16 protein-coding genes are annotated in these 18,962 nt (G+C 53.3%); 10 read left to right on the top strand and 6 right to left on the bottom strand.

Going from position 1 to position 18,962, the window contains the following annotated elements:
- Positions 1-17 precede the first annotated feature (17 nt).
- The 7 genes from ACTD9P_RS08620 (at position 18) to ACTD9P_RS08590 (ending at position 9,400) form a co-directional block, all read left to right on the top strand.
- Positions 18-626 carry a dTMP kinase gene (locus tag ACTD9P_RS08620; RefSeq protein WP_438867372.1) on the top strand — a complete coding sequence of 203 codons (609 nt, stop codon included), beginning with the start codon at positions 18-20 and terminating at the stop codon, positions 624-626.
- A gap of 69 nt (positions 627-695) precedes the next feature.
- Positions 696-1,370 carry a DUF3841 domain-containing protein gene (locus ACTD9P_RS08615; protein WP_438867371.1) on the top strand — a complete coding sequence of 225 codons (675 nt, stop codon included), beginning with the start codon at positions 696-698 and terminating at the stop codon, positions 1,368-1,370.
- Positions 1,371-1,511: 141 nt separating this feature from the next.
- Positions 1,512-2,537, top strand: a complete 1,026-nt coding sequence (locus tag ACTD9P_RS08610) for a 5'-nucleotidase (protein WP_438867370.1) — start codon at positions 1,512-1,514, stop codon at positions 2,535-2,537.
- A gap of 450 nt (positions 2,538-2,987) precedes the next feature.
- Positions 2,988-4,832, top strand: a complete 1,845-nt coding sequence (locus ACTD9P_RS08605) for an ABC-three component system protein (protein ID WP_438867369.1) — start codon at positions 2,988-2,990, stop codon at positions 4,830-4,832.
- The gene (locus ACTD9P_RS08600; protein ID WP_438867368.1) at positions 4,832-5,386 is read left to right on the top strand and encodes a hypothetical protein; all 555 of its coding nucleotides are present in this window, start codon (positions 4,832-4,834) and stop codon (positions 5,384-5,386) included. The genes ACTD9P_RS08605 and ACTD9P_RS08600 overlap by 1 nt, the downstream gene beginning before the upstream one ends.
- Positions 5,376-8,225, top strand: a complete 2,850-nt coding sequence (locus tag ACTD9P_RS08595) for an AAA family ATPase (protein WP_438867367.1) — start codon at positions 5,376-5,378, stop codon at positions 8,223-8,225. The genes ACTD9P_RS08600 and ACTD9P_RS08595 overlap by 11 nt, the downstream gene beginning before the upstream one ends.
- A gap of 686 nt (positions 8,226-8,911) precedes the next feature.
- On the top strand, positions 8,912-9,400 hold the full coding sequence (locus ACTD9P_RS08590; protein ID WP_438867366.1) for a DUF4019 domain-containing protein: 489 nt from the start codon (positions 8,912-8,914) through the stop codon (positions 9,398-9,400).
- 77 nt (positions 9,401-9,477) lie between these two features.
- On the opposite strand, the gene deoC is transcribed toward ACTD9P_RS08590, so the two are convergent.
- Positions 9,478-10,161 (bottom strand): deoxyribose-phosphate aldolase, encoded by a 684-nt coding sequence (deoC, locus tag ACTD9P_RS08585; RefSeq protein WP_438867365.1) that lies wholly within the window; start codon positions 10,159-10,161, stop codon positions 9,478-9,480.
- A gap of 127 nt (positions 10,162-10,288) precedes the next feature.
- On the opposite strand from deoC, the gene deoR reads away from it, so the two are divergent.
- Positions 10,289-11,047 (top strand): DNA-binding transcriptional repressor DeoR, encoded by a 759-nt coding sequence (gene deoR / locus ACTD9P_RS08580; protein ID WP_219267908.1) that lies wholly within the window; start codon positions 10,289-10,291, stop codon positions 11,045-11,047.
- Here the strand turns inward: deoR and ACTD9P_RS08575 are convergent.
- The 3 genes from ACTD9P_RS08575 to rbsK are packed head-to-tail and all read right to left on the bottom strand — an operon-like array spanning position 11,044 to position 14,367.
- Positions 11,044-12,090 (bottom strand): aldose 1-epimerase family protein, encoded by a 1,047-nt coding sequence (locus ACTD9P_RS08575; RefSeq protein WP_438867364.1) that lies wholly within the window; start codon positions 12,088-12,090, stop codon positions 11,044-11,046. The genes deoR and ACTD9P_RS08575 overlap by 4 nt on opposite strands.
- A complete protein-coding gene (fucP, locus tag ACTD9P_RS08570) occupies positions 12,087-13,418 on the bottom strand; it encodes an L-fucose:H+ symporter permease (protein ID WP_438867363.1) in 1,332 nt (443 codons plus the stop codon). Before fucP ends, ACTD9P_RS08575 begins: the two co-directional genes overlap by 4 nt.
- Before the next feature lie 28 nt (positions 13,419-13,446).
- Entirely contained in the window at positions 13,447-14,367 is a 921-nt protein-coding gene (rbsK, locus tag ACTD9P_RS08565; protein ID WP_438867362.1) for a ribokinase, read from the bottom strand.
- 207 nt (positions 14,368-14,574) lie between these two features.
- On the opposite strand from rbsK, the gene ACTD9P_RS08560 reads away from it, so the two are divergent.
- Both ACTD9P_RS08560 and ACTD9P_RS08555 read left to right on the top strand, forming a co-directional pair.
- The gene (locus ACTD9P_RS08560) at positions 14,575-15,771 is read left to right on the top strand and encodes a multidrug effflux MFS transporter (protein WP_438867361.1); all 1,197 of its coding nucleotides are present in this window, start codon (positions 14,575-14,577) and stop codon (positions 15,769-15,771) included.
- Positions 15,772-15,865: 94 nt separating this feature from the next.
- Positions 15,866-16,723: an SDR family oxidoreductase gene (locus ACTD9P_RS08555; RefSeq protein ID WP_438867360.1), complete on the top strand. Its 858-nt coding sequence runs from the start codon at positions 15,866-15,868 to the stop codon at positions 16,721-16,723.
- Between the two features lie 147 nt (positions 16,724-16,870).
- Here ACTD9P_RS08555 and ACTD9P_RS08550 read toward each other — a convergent pair whose 3' ends face one another.
- Complete coding sequence (locus ACTD9P_RS08550) at positions 16,871-17,785, bottom strand: site-specific integrase (protein ID WP_438867359.1); 915 nt, start codon at positions 17,783-17,785, stop codon at positions 16,871-16,873.
- Positions 17,786-17,906: 121 nt separating this feature from the next.
- The gene (locus ACTD9P_RS08545) at positions 17,907-18,725 is read right to left on the bottom strand and encodes a M949_RS01915 family surface polysaccharide biosynthesis protein (RefSeq protein ID WP_438867358.1); all 819 of its coding nucleotides are present in this window, start codon (positions 18,723-18,725) and stop codon (positions 17,907-17,909) included.
- Positions 18,726-18,962 lie beyond the last annotated feature (237 nt).

Raw genomic sequence — 18,962 nt, 5'->3', positions numbered from 1 at the left:
CCATCATTACGTGAAGCATGAATCGTCCACTATTTGTCTCCCTGGATGGCCCCAAAGGCACCGGTAAAACCACGCTGTTGGAAGCCGTCACCCAATCACTGCGGGCAGACAACAAAAAGGTGATCCGCCTTTGCGAGCGAAAAAGCGACCCCTACAGGGCTGAAACCATGGCCCTGGTTAACGCACACGCCAGAAACCCCACCGATGATTCGGAGTGGAGAGTGTGTGAGCGCTTTGCTGAGAGCCGGCTCTGGATTTCCCGGAACGTGCTGACTAAGCAACCACCCGACAGCATCATCCTGATAGACCGTTGGTACCCCTCAGATGCAGCGTTTCGCCGCACAGTCCCGTTCGCAGACATATTGCAGCTGAACCTGGACCGACACGTGCAAGTGCCGGACCTGCATGTTGGGGTTATCACCGACCCCGAGGTTTCATGGTCGAGGGCCGCGCAGCGACGGCGCGGGTTGGGCAGTACGTTGATCCATACGCTGCAAGAGCATGTCGAGTGTACCCAGGCGTTTGTGCGAGTGGCGGGTGATCAGGGGTGGGTTTTGTGTCGTAATGAAGAGGCGATTGAACAGGCGACGGCGCAGGTGGTTGCTGAGATTTATGGCGTTCTTTGAGGTGTTTTGCTGCTGGCGATCCGGTTGGTTTATGCCGCAACACACCGCAAGGGAGGTATATAGAAATAAATGACGCTTAACAGTATTGAGCCGAGACTCACTGTGAAAACAAAAGATCTGATAGAGGCCTGGCAATACCGGCTCTCAGTCGCCGGTCATATCCAATGTTGGACCGTCATGGAGCGTTCGACATGGCTACTTCTCGCAGCCAAAAATTCACTTACATGCCCTGCAACGCTGGCTGAAGACGATCCAACATTTCAGCGTGCCTATGAATGGATGAAAGCAGCCATGGCGTCGGCTGGCCTCAACGCTCCAGAAGAAAACCTGTCGCCTTGGTGGTGCTGGGTGAGGCGTGGCGCTGACAGCCCGATGCCTTATAGAGAAGATCTCCTCTGCTTGAATGACCCCGTAGTACTTCAGCTTTGCGTCCCGGCCAACCTCATCGCGGCTTCCTGCTTCGATCTTTGGCATTTCGTACTCAACGCAAGCTATGTACCTGAATCAGCCGAGGATGAAATCCGATTTGATGAAGATGCCGCAGAGGTAGAGCCAGGCTCGGAGGCTGCGGCCTCACTCCAAGCCCGGCTTCAAAAATCATGGGCCAGCATTTTTGAGCTTGATCAGACCAAAGTGGATATGGGCTCATTTGAGACCAAAAGTATTCAGGGATGCATTTGGACGCTGGATCGTAGCTATGTGACTGAAGTGCTGGAGTATGCAGCGCTGCCGAGCTACGGTTAGGCAAGAGAGAGATTAGAGCTGAGCGGCATTACGAATTAGAAGTGGCGCGGTCAATTTTGTACATCGCGCATAGCTCAGAATTCAATTGGTATCTTCTGCCCCTATCAAGCGTTGCATCCAAAAGCATCGAGAGAGGTTTAAATGCCCTACGAGTTAGAAAATCGCCTGGTGATCGGCGTTGCTTCAAGCGCTGTATTTGACCTAGTGGCGTCGGATGCAGTATTTCAGAGCCAGGGAGAGGAGGAGTACCGCAAGTTTCAGCAAGAGAACCTCCACGTCCCGCTTCCAAAAGGAATAGCGTTCCCCTTCATCAAACGTTTGCTGTCAGTGAATGACCTGAGTGTTGATCCCGCGGATCCACTTGTAGAGGTAATTCTTCTTTCTCGGAATGATCCGGACACCGGATTGAGAGTATTAAAAACCATCGAGCACTACAGGCTTGGTATGACCAGGGCAATTTTCATGCAAGGAAAATCCCCATACGAGTACATACCTGCACTGAACATCGCACTGTTTTTGTCGGGAGACAAAAAAGACGTAGAGGCGGCCATTAAAGCTGGGTACCCGGCAGGCCAAGTGCTTGATTCCAAATTTGAAGACGACGAGGCTGACAAAACCCTACGCATCGCGTTCGACTTTGACGGCGTACTCGCCGGCGACGAATCTGAAACGATCATGCAAGCCTCTGGGTTGTCCGAGTTTCATGCCCATGAAGTGAAGAATGTTATGCAGCCCCATAATCCTGGGCCGTTGAAAGAATTCATGGTGCGGATTTCAAAAATTCAGTCGGTCGAGGAAAAGCACAAAAAGCAAAACCCGAATTACGAAAACCGCATTCGCGTCTCCATCGTGACGGCACGCAATGCTCCGTCCCATGAGCGAGCGATGAATACACTCAAGAGTTGGGGCGTAATGGCAAACGACGCGTTCTTCTTGGGTGGTATTGAGAAGGGAAAAATTTTAGGCGTTTTGAAACCGCACATTTTCTTCGATGACCAATCCGGGCATCTTAAATCGACCAGCGCGGTTGCTCCGTCTGTGCACATTCCTTTCGGCATAACTAACCATGTGGCAACGCAGGCTGAGCTTGTTTCTGAGGTTGGTGAGCCTGAAAAGGTAGTGTATGACGGTCACTTTGGGGATTTGGCTGCACAGTCGGATGGGTGATCGAGCCACGGGCAGTCGCTGGTGAAGCATCGATGGTACCGAAGGCCTATGTGAGATAAGCGCCAAGAGTCAACAAGGATGCAATTAGGGTCGAGCAAATGGTAGGTGATCGATCAAAAAACCATCACGGTTGGCTACAAAAACGCTATCATTGGGCCATTAAATCAAGGGGGCGGGTATCTACCGGCTTCCCTTAGGGCTACTCACAACAAGGATGTATACACATGGATGATGCTGTTTTTTCCGTGAGGCCCACTTTGGAATTCATGCATGCCAAGCTAGGCTTCATCTGGTATCAGCTCCTCGCAAGAATTTGGCTATTACCTGATATTGTCAGTGATTACTAAACTTGTTCATATTATTTGGGATAAAGAATCACTGCGTACTGTGTGATTTAGTATGGATTGCTGCGCAGGCATTCTTAGCGAACGTCTAGCTATAAAGTATAACGTGGCTTTGGCCTATATCAAAATTTGGTGGGGTTGTACCGTGGTTTCGCCAGAAAAGAAAATTACAGACAATTGTGCCGAATTTATTTTCAACTATTCAGTTCTAGATAATAAGAAATTAGATCTCTGCTTGATACAAACTCCTGCTCCAGATTTTTGTCTGGTGGAAGGGGATAAATCTCGGCCGTCTTCTGTTAACGTTTTGCAGGAGTTGTTCGCCGGTGGTGGGGCACACCAACAACCAGTTTTGAATGAGATTTTGCCACGAAGTAGCATGTCATTAGTATTGATGCCCGAGTTCGCCTTTGGGCATGAAGATTGGGATGATTTAGATGCTGCAGTTAGAAGCAGCCAGAGCCCTGTAATACTAATTGTTGGGTTTGGTGCAACTTTAGGAGAGGCGCTGCGTCTGTGGAAAGCAGCGCCAGGGGAGACTGAACGTCATTTAGCTTGGGATGGCGCGATTAGCAGCACTAAGTTGGTAAACGGTGGTTGGTGCTGGGTACACCAACCGGGCGCTAGGACGGATTGTATAGTTTGGATGAAAAACGTTGCCGAGCAGCGAACGGAAGCGGTGAAGTTTCAGAACATGCAGTTTGGTCGAGAGGTTGTTCACCTTAGGTTCAACGACCTCAGTGTATTTCCTATTATATGTGCCGATTTGCTAGAGTCCGTAAGTTCTATCGATTCCACACAAAATAAAATAATGCGGGCAATTACCATTGATAATCGTCCAGATACCCCTGTTTTAATTACAGGCTCTTTATGGCAGTCCGGGTATAATCGAAACTGGGAGGTAGCAGTTGGCGATATTCTTCGCCATGTCTTTAAACGACGACCTGGAGCATTAGCGCTATGCAACATTGCGTATGATAAACCTGACTGCTCGGAAAATGCAGATAAGTGGCGAAGTATGAGCGGAGTTTTTGTTAGCTTTGAGGATTTGCCGAAATGCCAACAGCACCTACATGCCGGTCGTGCACTGGAAACCTCTAATATTTCTGGTGTGGTAATCAGAGACACCAAAGCTTGTTTAGTTGCGGGGAAGCTTTCTTGGAGGCCATTCACACCCGTTGCCGGTCAATTCTTATGGCACCCGGACTTATTGTGTCATATCACCCCGTCCGGGATTGATTTACTAAGCTCTATGAATAATACAACCATACGATGTGAGATTTTACGAAACGTCCGTAGATTTCCTTCAAGGGCAGATTGGGATCCTAGAGTTGCCCGAGGTTTGAACGAACTGAGGTCTAAAGCGGGCGTCTTTTCAGAAAAATTACTAGAAAAATTAGTTTCTTACATTTTGGCAGGAACCGCAGATATTGTGTCGACCGAGCCAGATTTACTTCATGAAAAAGAAAGCTATCATGAAGGGATATATGCAATTGCAGCTCTGAAGACATTAGATCAGGCTGACTGGCTTGAGGATGAAACGCAGGATGGTCATTTGGTTTCTGCTGGTGTTACAAATTTACTTGTGTGGCACGATCGGAACCGTACGTATAGGTTCGTCCGTAAAAGGATTGAGGAATGGCTTGAGGATCCTAATACTCATCCAAATCTTATTGTGTTTGGTAGTGCCGCAGGACAGGCTGAGGAAGGAGAGGTTTATGTCAGCGCTAGGTCAGATATCTGCACGCCTGCACTAAGTACATCTGGTTTGGACAGTGATTTTTTTGATGAGGACGATAGCATAACGGAATATAAAGTGACCCGGCGCGCGGCGCTCTATAGTCTCGATAAGGTTTCAGGTATGTACAAAGACTTTGTGCCGAGTGAGGCAACTGAGCGTGCGGGTGAGTTACAGAATGTTATAGGTAGTGCATTTTGTGGAGGTCGGTAATGCCAAAACTTTTTGAAGCACAATCTCTGTTAGATCATCTTTGTAATAAAGTGAGCCTTGTGCGAGAAACTTTGCCGTCTATCGATGGTATAAGCGGCTTGCCCCAAGGCGTGGCATTTTGGTCTGCTGGTTACGCCTGTCTCCTATTATGGCCCATAACCGGCGTCGGCTTAGAAAACTTTAAAGAGAGCGCGGCAATGGCTCAGGACTTTCTTGATGGTATCTTGTCGGAGAGAGAAGCCCGTAATAAACATACGGACGGTTATCTGGTTTTAGCGTTGAGTGAGAAGCCGTCAGGTGAGCTTGATAAGGCAGTAAGATCACTTGAGTTGTCGACTAATATATGTCGAAAGAACGCGATATGGCCCGAGACTGACAATGAGTCAATAGTATGGTCGCGTATTTCCGATGTTGCAGTTTTAGGATTGCCAGATATCGTAGCTGAGCGCTCCGAGAAACTAACTTGGCCAAATATGAGTGAAGACGTTAAAGCACTTTGGCTTAAAGTAGGTGGTGGAGTTGCACAGAAGGTAGGAGATACCAGTGGTCGCTAGATTTCAGAACCTGACAGTAAAGGCTTTTCGAAGTATTGGTGAGAGCCTCACATTCGATTTGCACTCGCCACTAACTTTGGTTTACGCGCCTAATGGCACAGGGAAAACCACACTCTGCGAGGCAGCAGAATGGATGCTTACTGGTGAAGTAGAAAGATTCTCGGTAACTACCGACTTTAACGTGTCCACACTAACATCTAGATTTCTATCACCACCGCAAGCAACTGAGGTGTCGGCGAATTTCCTCAAATCAGATGGTATTGGTTATCTCTCTAGGAAACTAGAAGGGGCCGCTGAGAACTTAAAGGTTGGGGAGTCAATCGAATCTAGCATAAAAATTTCCAGCAAGGATTGGCTTGAACGTATTTCATCAAATCTCGAAATTGGGCGGCCTGGGCTTACAGCCTCTGAAAAAACTATTAGGCGCTGGATACGTGGTTCCAGATTTCTTACTATTGATGATCTGGCGTCACTTATGGATGCCGATGATTTAAACCACGAAAAGCGGATGCAAGTTTTTTCTGATCTTTTAGGTGTTCGGCATCTATTTGATGCAATTAAAGTTCTGAGTACTCACTTTAATAGCAAAGATGTTGAGATTAAAGATTTGCATGACGCTTTAGGCGCTCTTGAGATAGAAAGGGGCAATCTCAAAGATCTGGAAAAGAACTTGATAGAAAGCCCCGTGATTTATTGGGCAGGTTTTGATAAGCAGTTAGCAGTCATTGAGGAGAAGGTGACCGGTTCTAGTCTTAAGGCGAATACCCTTCTGTCCACAGGTGATCGAATAGAAGAATTGGGGTCTATACTCCTGGGTCAAGATCAGGAAAATAGAAACAAGCTTAATATTGCTGCACAAATTGATGGCCACGTGAGTGGCAGACCGAGAGATGTATCCTTAGCTCAAGAGTTGGGTAATGAGTGTGCTCATCTTAAAAAAATAATCACCGAGTCGCAGGGGTCTATCGCGAAACAAGGTAGCCGCATTACCAGACTTAAAAGCGATATCACGTTTAATGAGAAGTGCCTCAGTGTTTTTCCTGGAATGCGAATTGTTGTAGAGGGGGCTATTAAAGAGTTTCTGGCTGCCTTTGAGCTTCACTCGGACGCACTCAGAATTTCAAAAGCGAATAGCTTGCGCAAATTGAGAAAGCTCATTTCCAAGCGAAGTATTGCTGCAGATTTAGACAATGATTCGTCGCACCTCCGGATACTTAACATTCTTAAGCGAGATCTTCCTGCGCTCAAAAACGAAATAAAAAATCTGAGTAATCTTAGAAAGAAGACTTTCTTTGAGTTAGGCGATACCGAGGAAGAAGTACAGATAACAATAAACCTTGAGGAGGCTGAGCAAAATTTTACGAAACATCTGAAACAGCTTCATGCTATCGAGCAACCGCTGACTAAACTTCAAGTTGAAGTCAAGGCGTATTTATCGGGTGATAATAGTAAGAATACCAGTGATTGCCCAGTTTGCGGATGCGAGCATGGCACGTCAGAAAGTCTACTTTCTGCCATGAATAAAGTAATGGCTTCGTTGCCAAAGCTGATTGAAAGTAAACGGAGTGAGTGTCAGCTTGTAGCTGCCAAAAAGGATTATTGGGTAAAGCAGCTTGATGCCAAAAGAAATCTTAGAATAAAAATTGAAGAAATAGATCGCGATTTAGACATGGCAAACAATCGTGAAAAGTCCCTCATGGCAGGGCTTGGTCTTTACGGGATATCCTCTCGAGACCCTAAGAACTCCATAGACAAAGAAATGGCTCGCGAAGAGTTGGCTGTAAAACTTTTCGAGCTACTCTCATCTGTTGGTGCAATCGAACAGGCATTTCCTGATTTCGAGCAACTATCTTCCAGTACGGTTGAAGAACTTTTTGTCACCAATAAGTTGCATGAGTATCAACGCAAGCAAGAAGAAAAAGCGTCGAATCTCCGGATGGAGTTGATGAGAGAGATGCATCATCTAAACGGCTTTAGATCTACGGTGGAACTGAATACTCTACGCCTTAGAGATGTTGAGGTTAAACTGGGTCACAGTCAGCGCAAACTGAATGATGTCAATGTTCTGTGGGGGACGCTGACTGGCGAGAGGGTGTGGAGTCAGGATAGATTTACAAAGATACACAAACAGCTGCTTGATAAAGAACGTGAGCTTAAGTTGTTTCGTAAAAATCTTGATGAGCTTAGTCGGCAGTTTGCAAGTAGTCAAGCTATGCTGCGTCGTGATGAAATTGATAAAAAACTTTCTGAGCTATACACAAAGTTGTCAACGACTGAAAATTGTCAACGACTTACCCTTCGGGCAAGAGATGCCTTCAACTTGGAGTATGACCAAGTAACTAAGGGGCGCTTAAGCCATTTATCGAATAGCGTTGCCCCACTGTTTATGAGAATGCATTCAAATCGAATATATGATTCTATAGCATTTAAAGAAGGAGGGCGAACTGGTCTGCTTAAAGCAACTTCGGCGGGAGATGTATTCAATCCTTATGCTGATTTTAGTCAAGGTCAACGTCAAGATTTAGCATTGGCTATATTCTTAGCGAGGGCGCGAGCAGTTGGCGGGACTTTTTTTCTTGATGAGCCGGTAATGCATCTGGATGATCTAAATAGGGTGGCGTTATTAGATATTCTACGCGCTTTCACTCTAGAAAATTTCGATCGGATAAATTTGGTCGTTACCACATCAAGTAAGGCTTTGACTCGACATATGATACAAAAATTCTCCTCCGTAGATAAGTTGGCAACACCAGCGGGGAAGGTTAGTCCGCTAACGGTGTATGCACTTGAAGGCAATGCTCTAACTGGAGTGGTATCCAAAAAAATTTATGGTGATTAGAACGTATTGTTAGATATTGAGTCTGTCAATAAAATTGAGAAAATTATCTGCCAAGATAGTATTGAAGCCAATTTTTTGTATGGTGCTATTCAAAGGCATATATAAATTGCTCGGCGCCGTTGCCACTGACAATGTGGCAAACGGCGGTTGATGTAACGCATGATGCCACGGGACTTTAAAATGAGGTGTTGCGACAAAGATTGCTCAATCTGACCGTTGCCCCAACACGCCCACCTAGGGAATAACGTGATCCATTTCGGCGAAGAAGCGTTCGCGGCGCGTATGCTTGCGTATTCGAAGTCGGATAAACGCATCAGGCTCACTGTCTGGAGGAGGCTCGAAAGCTTCGTCTTTTGCTATAGGGATATTGGCTGGGTTGGCTGACCAACACTTGTTGGATTCTTCGGACTACGTTAGCAGTGCCTTTGGTGGTAGCAATGCGGCCTATTTTTACTACACTTATATATATTTAACATAATATACATTATGCGTAATATCGCATTACGTAATCAGCAGCAGTACGCGTCAGATTTTGAATCAGCGTCTCCCGGCTTTTGATCTTTTCACTGACCATTGCCTCCCAACTGCCATGTCGCCGCAACCTTCGTTTTCATCCACCACATGGCAACGCCTTCACGCATGATCTTTACTCGTCCCAAGGCCAATCGTGTTCAAGGAAGATCTGCATGAAGCTTTATGCTGCCGTATTGCTCACTGCTGCGTTGCTTGGCGGCTGCGATGTCAGTTTCAACAAGCCGTTGCCGAAGGTCGTCGCCACTGATCCAGGAACGCCGCAGCAACAACAACAGGTACTCGACATCGCCGTTGCGTTTCTCATGCTGCTGGATGCCGGCGAACCTGCGAAGACATGGGCAGCCGCCAGCCCGGTTATGCAAGCGAAAACCTCTGAGCTGGCGTGGGTCGCCGGGCTTAAAGCGCTGCGTCTAGGACTGGGTTCGTTGCAGGCGCGCAAGCCCGAAACCATTGGCTTTATCGTTGACCTGCCGGATGCGCCTGCAGGACGCTACGCGGTGATCGAATTTGCGTCGACGTTTGCCACCGCCACCGTCAAAGAGAAAGTTATCTTTCGAGACGACGACATGCGCTGGGGTGTTGTAGGCTACTTCGTGCATAAGAGCGTCACGTTTGGCGGCGATGACAAGAAGGCGCCTTAGCTCTATTGCGAATCTTTTATTCAAATTTTATATAACTCAACTAAATGCCTATTTAGTTGAGTTATATAAACAGATCTTCAATAACCACCCACCGCCGCCATTTCCCCACCCACAATCGCAACCCCCGAACTGCTGCCCAAACGCGTAGCCCCAGCCTCAATCATCTTCACCGCTGTCGCATAATCACGCACGCCGCCGGATGCCTTGACCCCAACCCCAGCGCCTACTGTTTTGCGCATCAAGGCCACGTCTTCAAGCGTGGCGCCACTGCGGCTGAACCCGGTGGACGTCTTGACGAATGCCACACCCAGATCCCGGCAGATTTCGCAGGCCTGGACCTTTTGTTCATCGCTGAGCAGGCAGGTTTCCAGGATCACCTTCAACGGCACAGCGCCGCAGGCTTTATGCACCAAGGCGATATCTTCGCGTACCGCCTCAAGCAGTCCATCCTTCAGCCAGCCGATATTGAGCACCATGTCGATCTCCCCTGCCCCGGCGGCTATCGCCCGTTCGGCTTCAAAGGCCTTGGTGTCGCTCAGGCCGGCGCCCAGCGGGAAGCCCACCACTGCACAGATCACCACGTGATCGTCGGTCAGGCACGATGCCGCGTAAGGCACTTGCCCGGAGTTCAGGCACACTGAATAAAAGCCGTGTGCCTGGGCTTCCTCGCACAAGGTGCGAATCTGTTCACGGGTGGCATCGGGGGCCAGCAAGGTGTGATCGATGTACTTGGCCAATGCTGCGGGTTGAAGCGTATTCATATAACGTGCCCTTGCCTGTATGTTGCCAATGGTGGTGTGCCGCGTGTTGCGGCGCTCACATTAAGCGTTACAATATTAACAATTAATGTTACTTAGTTAACACAAACAATCAAGCCCTGGAATGCCCGTGGACAGTAAAAAAGCCGAGCGACTCAAGCTTATCCAGCAAGCCCTGCAGGACCAGAGCGCCATTCACCTGCGGGAAATGGCGGCGCTACTGGATGTTTCCGAAATGACCCTGCGTCGCGACCTCAACCACTTCAGCGAGCATTTGCGCCTGTTGGGCGGCTATATCACGCGGGTCGGCAGTGAGGCCGGCGATTACCGGGTGGCCGACCAAGGCACGCGTCACGTCGAAGAAAAACGCCGCATCGGTAAACTCGCCGCGCGGTTGATACAGCCCGGTGACACGGTATTTTTCGATTGCGGTACCACCTCGCCGTTTGTGATTGATTTTATCCCCGACGAGTTGGAATTCACCGCGGTGTGCAGCTCGTTGAACGTGTTGCTCAAGCTGCAGAACAAGCCCAACTGCCATATCGTGCTGTGCGGCGGCACCTTTCACCGCAAGAACCAGGTGTTTGAGAGCAGCGCTGAAAGCAGCATTCTCGACAGCGTGCGCCTCACGTGGGCGTTTGTGACGGCTGCCGGCGTCAGCCAGGAATTCGGCGTGACCTGCTTCAACTTCAATGAAGTCGAGGTCAAGCAAAAGGTCCTGCGCCAAGCCCAGCAGCGTGTATTGCTGGCGGACTTCAGCAAGTTCGACACGGTGCGCACGGCGCACTTCGCCAGCCTTGCAGACTTTCACTACGTGGTCAGCGACAAGAAAATCCCCCAAGCGTACAAAGAAGCCCTCCAGGCCAGCGACGCGCAATTGCTGGTTTAACCCAATAACCTCTGGCGCTCACGCACATTCAAGTAGCCGGTGGTCACGCTGAACGAAGCGCTGGCCCCGGCCGCGAGCACCCGCACGTGGCCTTTGGTTTTTTCGGCGTTATAGCCCTCGGGTTCACAGGTCGATGGCAGCACGAACGCCGCCACTTGCTGATCAGGTGAATGCAGAATCCAGCGTGCGGCGTGCTCGAACTCCTTGGGGCGATAACGGGTGTAAAACGCCGCACCATTTGGGTGGTCCAGCAAAAAATGCGCATGGCCGCCGGCGTCCGCGCCCACGTCGTCGAAGAAAAACACGATTTCCGGGTCATACAACGCCGGTCTGTCGAGACACGCCAGCTGCGCCGGATGCTCGGCCAGTTGCGCCATGTAGGCGCTCCAGTCCGGCGTGGGCTTGACGTGGTCCGGCACGCTGGTGCGCAGGCGCAAACGCTGCATGCCCAGCGGCTCGACAAACCGCGCGCCGGCCACATAGGCATAGTTCATATGGGCCATGTACATCAGCTCCATGGGCTTGCCGGCCAGGTTGGTGACGTCCATGTCGATATCGAACAGGGCCGAATCCGCGCGCAGTGTCACGCTCGGGGTGGCCCGGTATCGGTCGCCAAAGCCCTTGGCATATTGGTAGGTGCCACCCAGGCTCACAACGCCCTCGCCTATTTCCAGCCAGGCCGCGTCCATGGGCGCGCAGGGCATCTCGCCGTGCAAGGCATGGGTGTCGTCCGGCGCCGGGCAGCCGTTGCGCAGCAGGCCGCTGTGAAACATGAAGCAGCCATAGGTATCAATGATGGTCGGGCTGGGCCTTGGCTGCTCGAAGAGGTTGGTCATGGTCAGGTCGCAGCCATCGAACACCGCCGACCAGATCATCTGCCCTTGATAAGGCAGCACCACCAGGCGCCCCCGGCTGTTCTCCAGGCTTACGGCCAACACGTCGGACGGGTACACCCAGGCGCAGACCTTGAAGTCCTCGGACTGCAGCAAGACCTTTTCCTGCTCGCTGAACAGCGCAGGATACAGCGGGACACGCGCGTTCATGAGGCCACCGCCGCTGGCGCACTCGACGGCAATCGGTCCGATTGGCGCATGCACTTGAGCGCATACATCACGATCACGATAAAGCACAGCAACGGCACGCTGTAGGCCAACTGCATGTTGCCGCCGCTGGCATCGGACAACAGGCCCTGGAAAATCGGAATCACCCCGCCACCAACAATACTCATCACCAGCAGGGAACCGCCGACGCCGGTGTCTTCACCCAGGCCATCGATGGTCAAACCGTAGATGGTCGGCCAGCACGGGCCCAGGAAAATGCTCACGCCGACTGCGGCATACACCGCGGAAATGTTCGGCACCAGGATGGTGTAGGCCAGCAGCACAATGCACAGCACACCGTAAATCGCCAGAACCCGGGCCGGATGCAGCCGGCGCATCAGCAGGTTGGCGATCAGCTTGCCGACAAAATAAGCGGCAAACGTGGTCAGCAAAAACCAGGAAGCGCTGCGCTCATTCATGCCGCCCATTTGCATGGCCAGGCGAATGGTGAAACTCCACACGCCGACCTGCGCGCCCACATACAGAAACTGCGCCAGAACACCAAAGGTAAACCGCGGGTTGCGCCACAGTCGGCCCAGGCTTTGGCGCAAGCTGCCGGAGCTGCTGTCGACGGGTTTATTGCCCTTGCAGGCCGGGAACCGCGTAATGGCGATCAGGATAAACATCAGCACCAGTACGGCGATCATCCACTTGTAGGGCAACAGCGTGGACTGGATCATCTGCAACTGCTGCACCGCCGCTTCGGAGGCGCTCATCTGCGTCAGTTGCTCGGTGGTGGCATCGGTGTCCTTGAACATCACGAAGCTGCCCACGTACACCCCGGCCATGGCGCCGAACGGGTGAAAGGTTTGCGAGATATTCAAGCGCCGCGTCCCGGTTTCCCGAGGGCCCATCAGGGTTGAATAGGTGTTGCACGCGGTTTCCAGGAACGACAGGCCGGCGGCAATCACAAACAGCGCCAGCAGGAACATGCCGTACTTGGCGGTGGACGCGGCGGGGAAGAACAGCAGGCAGCCCAGCATGTACAGCAACAGGCCGGTCAGAATCGTGCTTTTGTAACTCAAGCGGCGCACCACCATCGCGGCCGGAATCGCCACGAAAAAGTAGCCCAAGTAAAACGCCGACTGCACAAAGGCGGTCTGGAAATCGCTGAGCAGGAAGGCTTTTTTGAAATGCGCGATCAGTACGTCATTCATGCTCGCCGCTGCCGCCCACAACGCAAAGATGCTGCACAGCAGGATAAAGGCGAACCAGGGCGTGCGGTTCAGATAGAAGCCATCGGGTGTCTGTTGCAGCGCAGGTTTGTTCATTATTGTTCTCCGGGCTGGGTTGAATGTCTTACCGCTGTTGCTGGAAACCGGCGAATGCTTCGGCGTCGGGATAGGAGGTCTGCGTACCCAGCGCTGTGACCGAACAGGCGGAATAGGCCACCGCCTGCTCCATGGCCTGGCGAATGGCGCCGTTGCGGCTCCAGTGCTGGATGAAACAACCGATAAACGCATCGCCGGCACCGGTGGTGTCGCGGGCCACCACCCGTTGGCCGGGCACCTGGAACTCGCCCTCCTCGCCCACGTACAGCGCGCCGTGCTCGCCGAGGGTGACGATCACGTGGCGAATGCCGCTGGTGACCAGTGAGTGTGCGGCGCTGCGGGCCGAATCCGGCGAGTCCACGACTCGACCGGTGATCAACGCCAGCTCCGATTCGTTGGGAATCAGGAAGTCCAACTGCGCCAGGTGTTCGGCGCTCAAATCGGCCAGGGCCGGTGCCGGATTAAGCAGCACTGCAATGCCATGGCGACGGGCGAATTCGATGGCGTAGTAGACCGTGTCCAGGTTGATCTCCAGTTGCAGCACGATCAGCGTGCATTCACACAGGTCGGCAGCCGCTGCCTCGATGTCCGCCGGCAACAAATGCGCATTGGCGCCTTTGACGATCAAAATGCTGTTATGGGAATCGGCGCGCACGAAAATCGGCGCCACGCCACTGGAAACGCCCGGCACCCGTTGGACGTAGCGGGTGTCGATACCAAACCGCTGGAAGTTGGCCAGGGTGTTGTCGGCGAACATGTCGTCACCGACTTTACTCAGCATCAGCACATCCGCACCAAGCCTGGCCGCCGCCACCGCCTGGTTGGCGCCTTTGCCACCACACCCGAGGGCAAAGCCCGGTGCTTCCAGGGTTTCGCCCTGTTCCGGCATGCGGTCGATGTAGGTAATCAAATCCACCATGTTGCTGCCGATGACTGCGATCTTGCCCATTGCTATCTCACCTTGTTGCGGCACGGCCAGGCAGGTCGTAGCGCTCTTGTTTTGTTATTTAAATAACATTAAGTGTGATTATTCAATCTTTATTTTGTGAAGATCAGCCAAGCCACATGAAAATGTAGCGTCTGTGTAAGCACCACCTTGTGTGCCCAAGGGCAGCTCACTAAGCTGGCCGATCTTTTGCTGTGACCCGGAACCCCCATGTCTCGAAGTATTGCCCACCTGGCTTTGTTGCTCGGGTTGATCACCGCCATCGGCCCATTCGCCATCGACAGCTATCTGCCTGCGCTGCCCACCCTGGGGGCCAGCCTGCAAGCGTCGCCGGCGGCCGTGCAGATGAGCCTCACGGTGTTCTTCATGATCATTGGTGTGTGCCAGCTGTTCTACGGGCCGATCAGCGATGTGTACGGTCGCAAGCCGCCGATTTACGCGGGTTTGGCGATTTTCGCGGTGGCCAGCGTCGGCTGTGCGCTGGCGCCGACGATTGAAGTGTTGATTGGTTTTCGTGCCCTGCAAGCCTTTGGCGCCTGCGCCGGCATGGTGATCCCGCGGGCGGTGGTGCGTGACCTGTACACCGGCCACGAAGCCGCACGGTTGATGGCCCTGCTGATGCTGGTGATGAGTGTTTCGCCGATCCTCGCGCCCCTGGCCGGCAGCGTGGTGATTTCACTCTGGAGCTGGCGTGAAGTGTTCGTGGTGCTGGCGGTGGTCGCCGTGTTGTGCCTGGTAATGACCATTGTGCAGTTGCCCGAAACCCACCCCGCCGAACGCCGCCTGGGCAAGACCCTGGGCAGTGCGATCGGCAGCTACGGCGCATTGCTGCGCGACCCGGTATTCACCGGCCTGTCGGTGGTGTGCGGGTTTGGCTTGGCGACGTTCTTTGTGTTCATCGGCAGCGCGCCGTTCGTGTACATCGAGTATTTCGGCCTGACGCCTACGCAATTCAGCCTGTGTTTTGCAGTCAACGCCGCGTCGTTCTTCGCCATGAGCCAACTGACCGCACGCTTGAGCGCGCGCTTTGGCCTGGCGCCGCTGATTCGCTGGTCGGTGGTGGGCGTGGCGGTGATCATGGGCGCGCTGGCCGTCACCACCTTGTGGAGTGACAACCTCGCCTTGATGATGGCACTGCTGTTTATCGGCTTCGGTTTTCTTGGCCTGCTGTTGCCGGCCGCTGGGGTGTTGTCCATGGAAGATCATGGGGCAGTCGCGGGTTCTGCCTCGGCGCTGCTCGGTGCTATCCAGATGATAACGGCGGCTGTGTCCATGACATTGGTTGGTGTGTTTGCCGACCATACGCCGGCGCCGATGTTGGTGGGTATTGCGCTCTGCGCGGTGGCGGCGATGCTGGTGACCTTGTGGACCCTGCGTCGTTTGCCGGCTCATCTGGCGCGTGGCTGACGCCATTCGTCGGGGCCATCGCCGATCCATTACAACTATCGCTGGCGGCAAAACAACTAACTCCATAGGCCCCTCAAGACCTATGGAGACTGAAATGACCGACTACCCTCGCCCACCCTTCGCACCTCAAGCCCAGTCTGTACCGGGCACCCAGAAGAAAATGGACCCGTACCCCGACTGCGGTGAGAAGAGCTACAAAGGCTCCGGCCGGTTGGCCAACAGGATCGCCCTGATCACCGGCGCCGACAGCGGCATTGGCCGTGCGGTGGCCATCGCCTTTGCCCGCGAAGGTGCAGACGTGGCCATCGCGTATCTGGATGAGCATGAAGACGCCCAGGAAACCGCGCGCTGGGTCGAAGAAGCCGGGCGCCAATGCCTATTGTTGCCGGGCGATATCGCGCAAAAAGCCAACTGCCAGGCGCTGGTGGACAAGACCGTTGAGCAGTTTGGCCGCATCGACGTACTGGTCAACAACGCCGCGTTCCAGATGACCCACGAAACCCTCGAAGAAATCGAGGATGAAGAATGGGTCAAGACCTTCGATATCAACATCACGGCGATGTTTCGCATCTGCAAGGCGGCTCTGCCGCATATGAAGGCCGGCAGCTCGATCATCAACACCAGTTCGGTCAATTCCGATATGCCCAAGCCAACCCTGCTGGCCTACGCCGCCACCAAGGGCGCGATCGCCAACTTCACCGGTGGCCTGGCGCAGTTGCTGGGTGACAAAGGTATTCGCGTCAACAGTGTGGCGCCAGGGCCGATCTGGACGCCGCTGATTGTGTCGACCATGCCCGACAAGGATGTGCAGAGCTTTGGCAGCGAAACGCCGCTCGGGCGCCCCGGCCAGCCCGTGGAGGTGGCACCGATCTATGTGCTGCTGGCCTCGGACGAAGCCAGCTACATTTCCGGCTCACGTTACGCGGTCACCGGCGGCAAGCCCATTCTCTAAACCGCGCATAACCCTAATGTGGGAGCGGCGGTGCGACGATTCGACTTGCTCGCGAAAGCGGTGTATCAGTTACAGATTGACTACCTGACACTGCGCCTTCGCGAGCAAGCCCGCTCCCACAGTTTTAATCAGAGTCTGGCCTGGAAGCTACAAATCAAACCTGTCCACCGCTCGACGCCGCTCGTTGTCATCGCGCACGTCATAACTGGCGGTGGTCTGGATATTGGTGTGATGCGCCAGTTTCTGCGCAATCGACAGGTCATGTTCTTCAATCACCCGCGTGATAAACGAGCGCCGGAAGTCATGGGGCATGATCTTCACCCCCACCTGTTCACCGCGTTGGCGGGCGATGTAGTAAATCGCGTGCTTGGTGATGCGCTCACGAGTGATATGGCTGCCTCGACGGATACGGTTGAACAGGAAACTATCGTCCCGCTCGCCTTCCTTTAGCTGTTCACGGCGAAACGCCAGCCAGGCCTGCAACTTGTCAAACGCCCAGGCCGGGGCGTACTTGATCAGCTCTTTGTTGCCTTTGCCAATTACCCGCAAGCTGCGTTCATCGAAATTGATCTGGGCCAGATCGAGGTTGACCGACTCCGACTTGCGCATGCCTGAACCATACAAAATGCCGATTACGGCGGCATCCCGCAGGCCCTGGGGGCGTGGGTCGGCGGCACAGACCTCCATCATTTCGCGGATCAGGCTGCGGCGCAGGTTACGGCCCTGGCCGAGGCGCGTGCCCGGTGTGGCCTTGACCGAGCGCATCTTCAACAGGTGGTCCTGACTGATCAGACTCATCCGCCAGGCCTCGTTCATCACCCCGCGTACCGCATTCACATACAGCGACGACGTGTTCGGCGCACAACCGTCTTCGCGCAATGCGCCGACCAGAGCAATCACTTGTTCGGGTTGCAGCAGGTGCCAGTCGATCTCCTCCAGGTTGATGTCTTCATAGCCCAGGCGGTCGGCGGCATCTTGCAGCACGTAGCGCATGGTCAACTGGCTGGAGGGCGCCAAACGAGTGAGGTACAGGGTCAGTGGGTTGCGGATAGACTCAGTCAAGGTAGATTAGCCTTTGGATTAAATACCTCGTTCAAGCCTTTGTTTAATTGAGGTATTTATTGAATTGGCGAAAGCCGAGTCTAACCCAGGACAGGGCTTGGCACCAAATCACGGCACAAAATCACTGCGCCGATTCGTCATCCTCGGTCGGGTCTTGCGCCTGCGGCTGGGCCTGGGATTGGCTCCAGTCGGCGTCCTGTTTGTGCATCAGTGCAAACCAGTGCTGACGCATGAACACCAGGTAGCTGTCCGGCGCTTTGGCAAAGTCATTTTCATCGCCATAACAGCCCGGCAGCGGCAACTCGGTGCCCTGCTCCTTGTACTGGCTGACCAATGCCTGCTGCGCGGCAACGCTGCAGTCGGTCGGCAGTGGCATACCGCGCAGGGCACCGGCATCCTCGTCCCACCAGCTTGCGCCAACGCGATCGACACCCCGCAGGCGGTATTTCTGCGACTTGCCGACATGCATGATCAGCTTGAACTCACGCGGGCTGACGTCGCTGGTGCAGGTGCGCGAATAGCCCACCGTGGCCTGGGTAATGCCATCGCCGGCAAGGTCAGTGACCTTGGTGGCCGCCATGTCAAAACGCAGCCCTGCGTCGAATTCGCAGTGTTGCACATCGTCATAAAGCATCCAGACACGCTTGGGGCGGTCGCCGCCGAGCAAATACTGGGCCGCGTAGACAAATGCCGACTGGGTGCCGTCGTCATCACGTTCACTGACTTGCTCGGCGAGTACCAGCAAGTTCTTGCCCTGGTGGTCGTCCCAGGTATAGGCCGCGACCTGTTTGCCGCGCACTTCCACGCCGTCCGGCACCTGCTCGATGCTGGTAAGCGCCACGCCATCGTCGGCTCGAACGGTGGTGACACAGGCCACCACCATCAACAAGCCCATCAATGCAGGCCGCAACTGGCCGTGCAAAATCCGCACACTATTCATCCGAGTACCCTGGCAAGAGATGGCTTACTTTACCGGCACTTGAGGGCCAATGCAGAGAAGTTTGTTGAATAACTTTGCCCACCTGCGCATCGCTGCGCAATTCGTTGCGGTTTTGCCCGCAGAACCAATCCCCAGGCGCTTCAGCGGTTTAGCTGAACCCTACCTGTCTACCTGTCAAATAAACGAGTTTTTCATCCGCCTTTCATATTCGTTCAACAATTTTCCGCTTAATCTTGG

The sequence above is a fragment of the Pseudomonas onubensis genome (assembly GCF_965653655.1).
GTDB lineage: Bacteria > Pseudomonadota > Gammaproteobacteria > Pseudomonadales > Pseudomonadaceae > Aquipseudomonas.
This window is presented reverse-complemented; position numbering and strand designations above follow the sequence as displayed.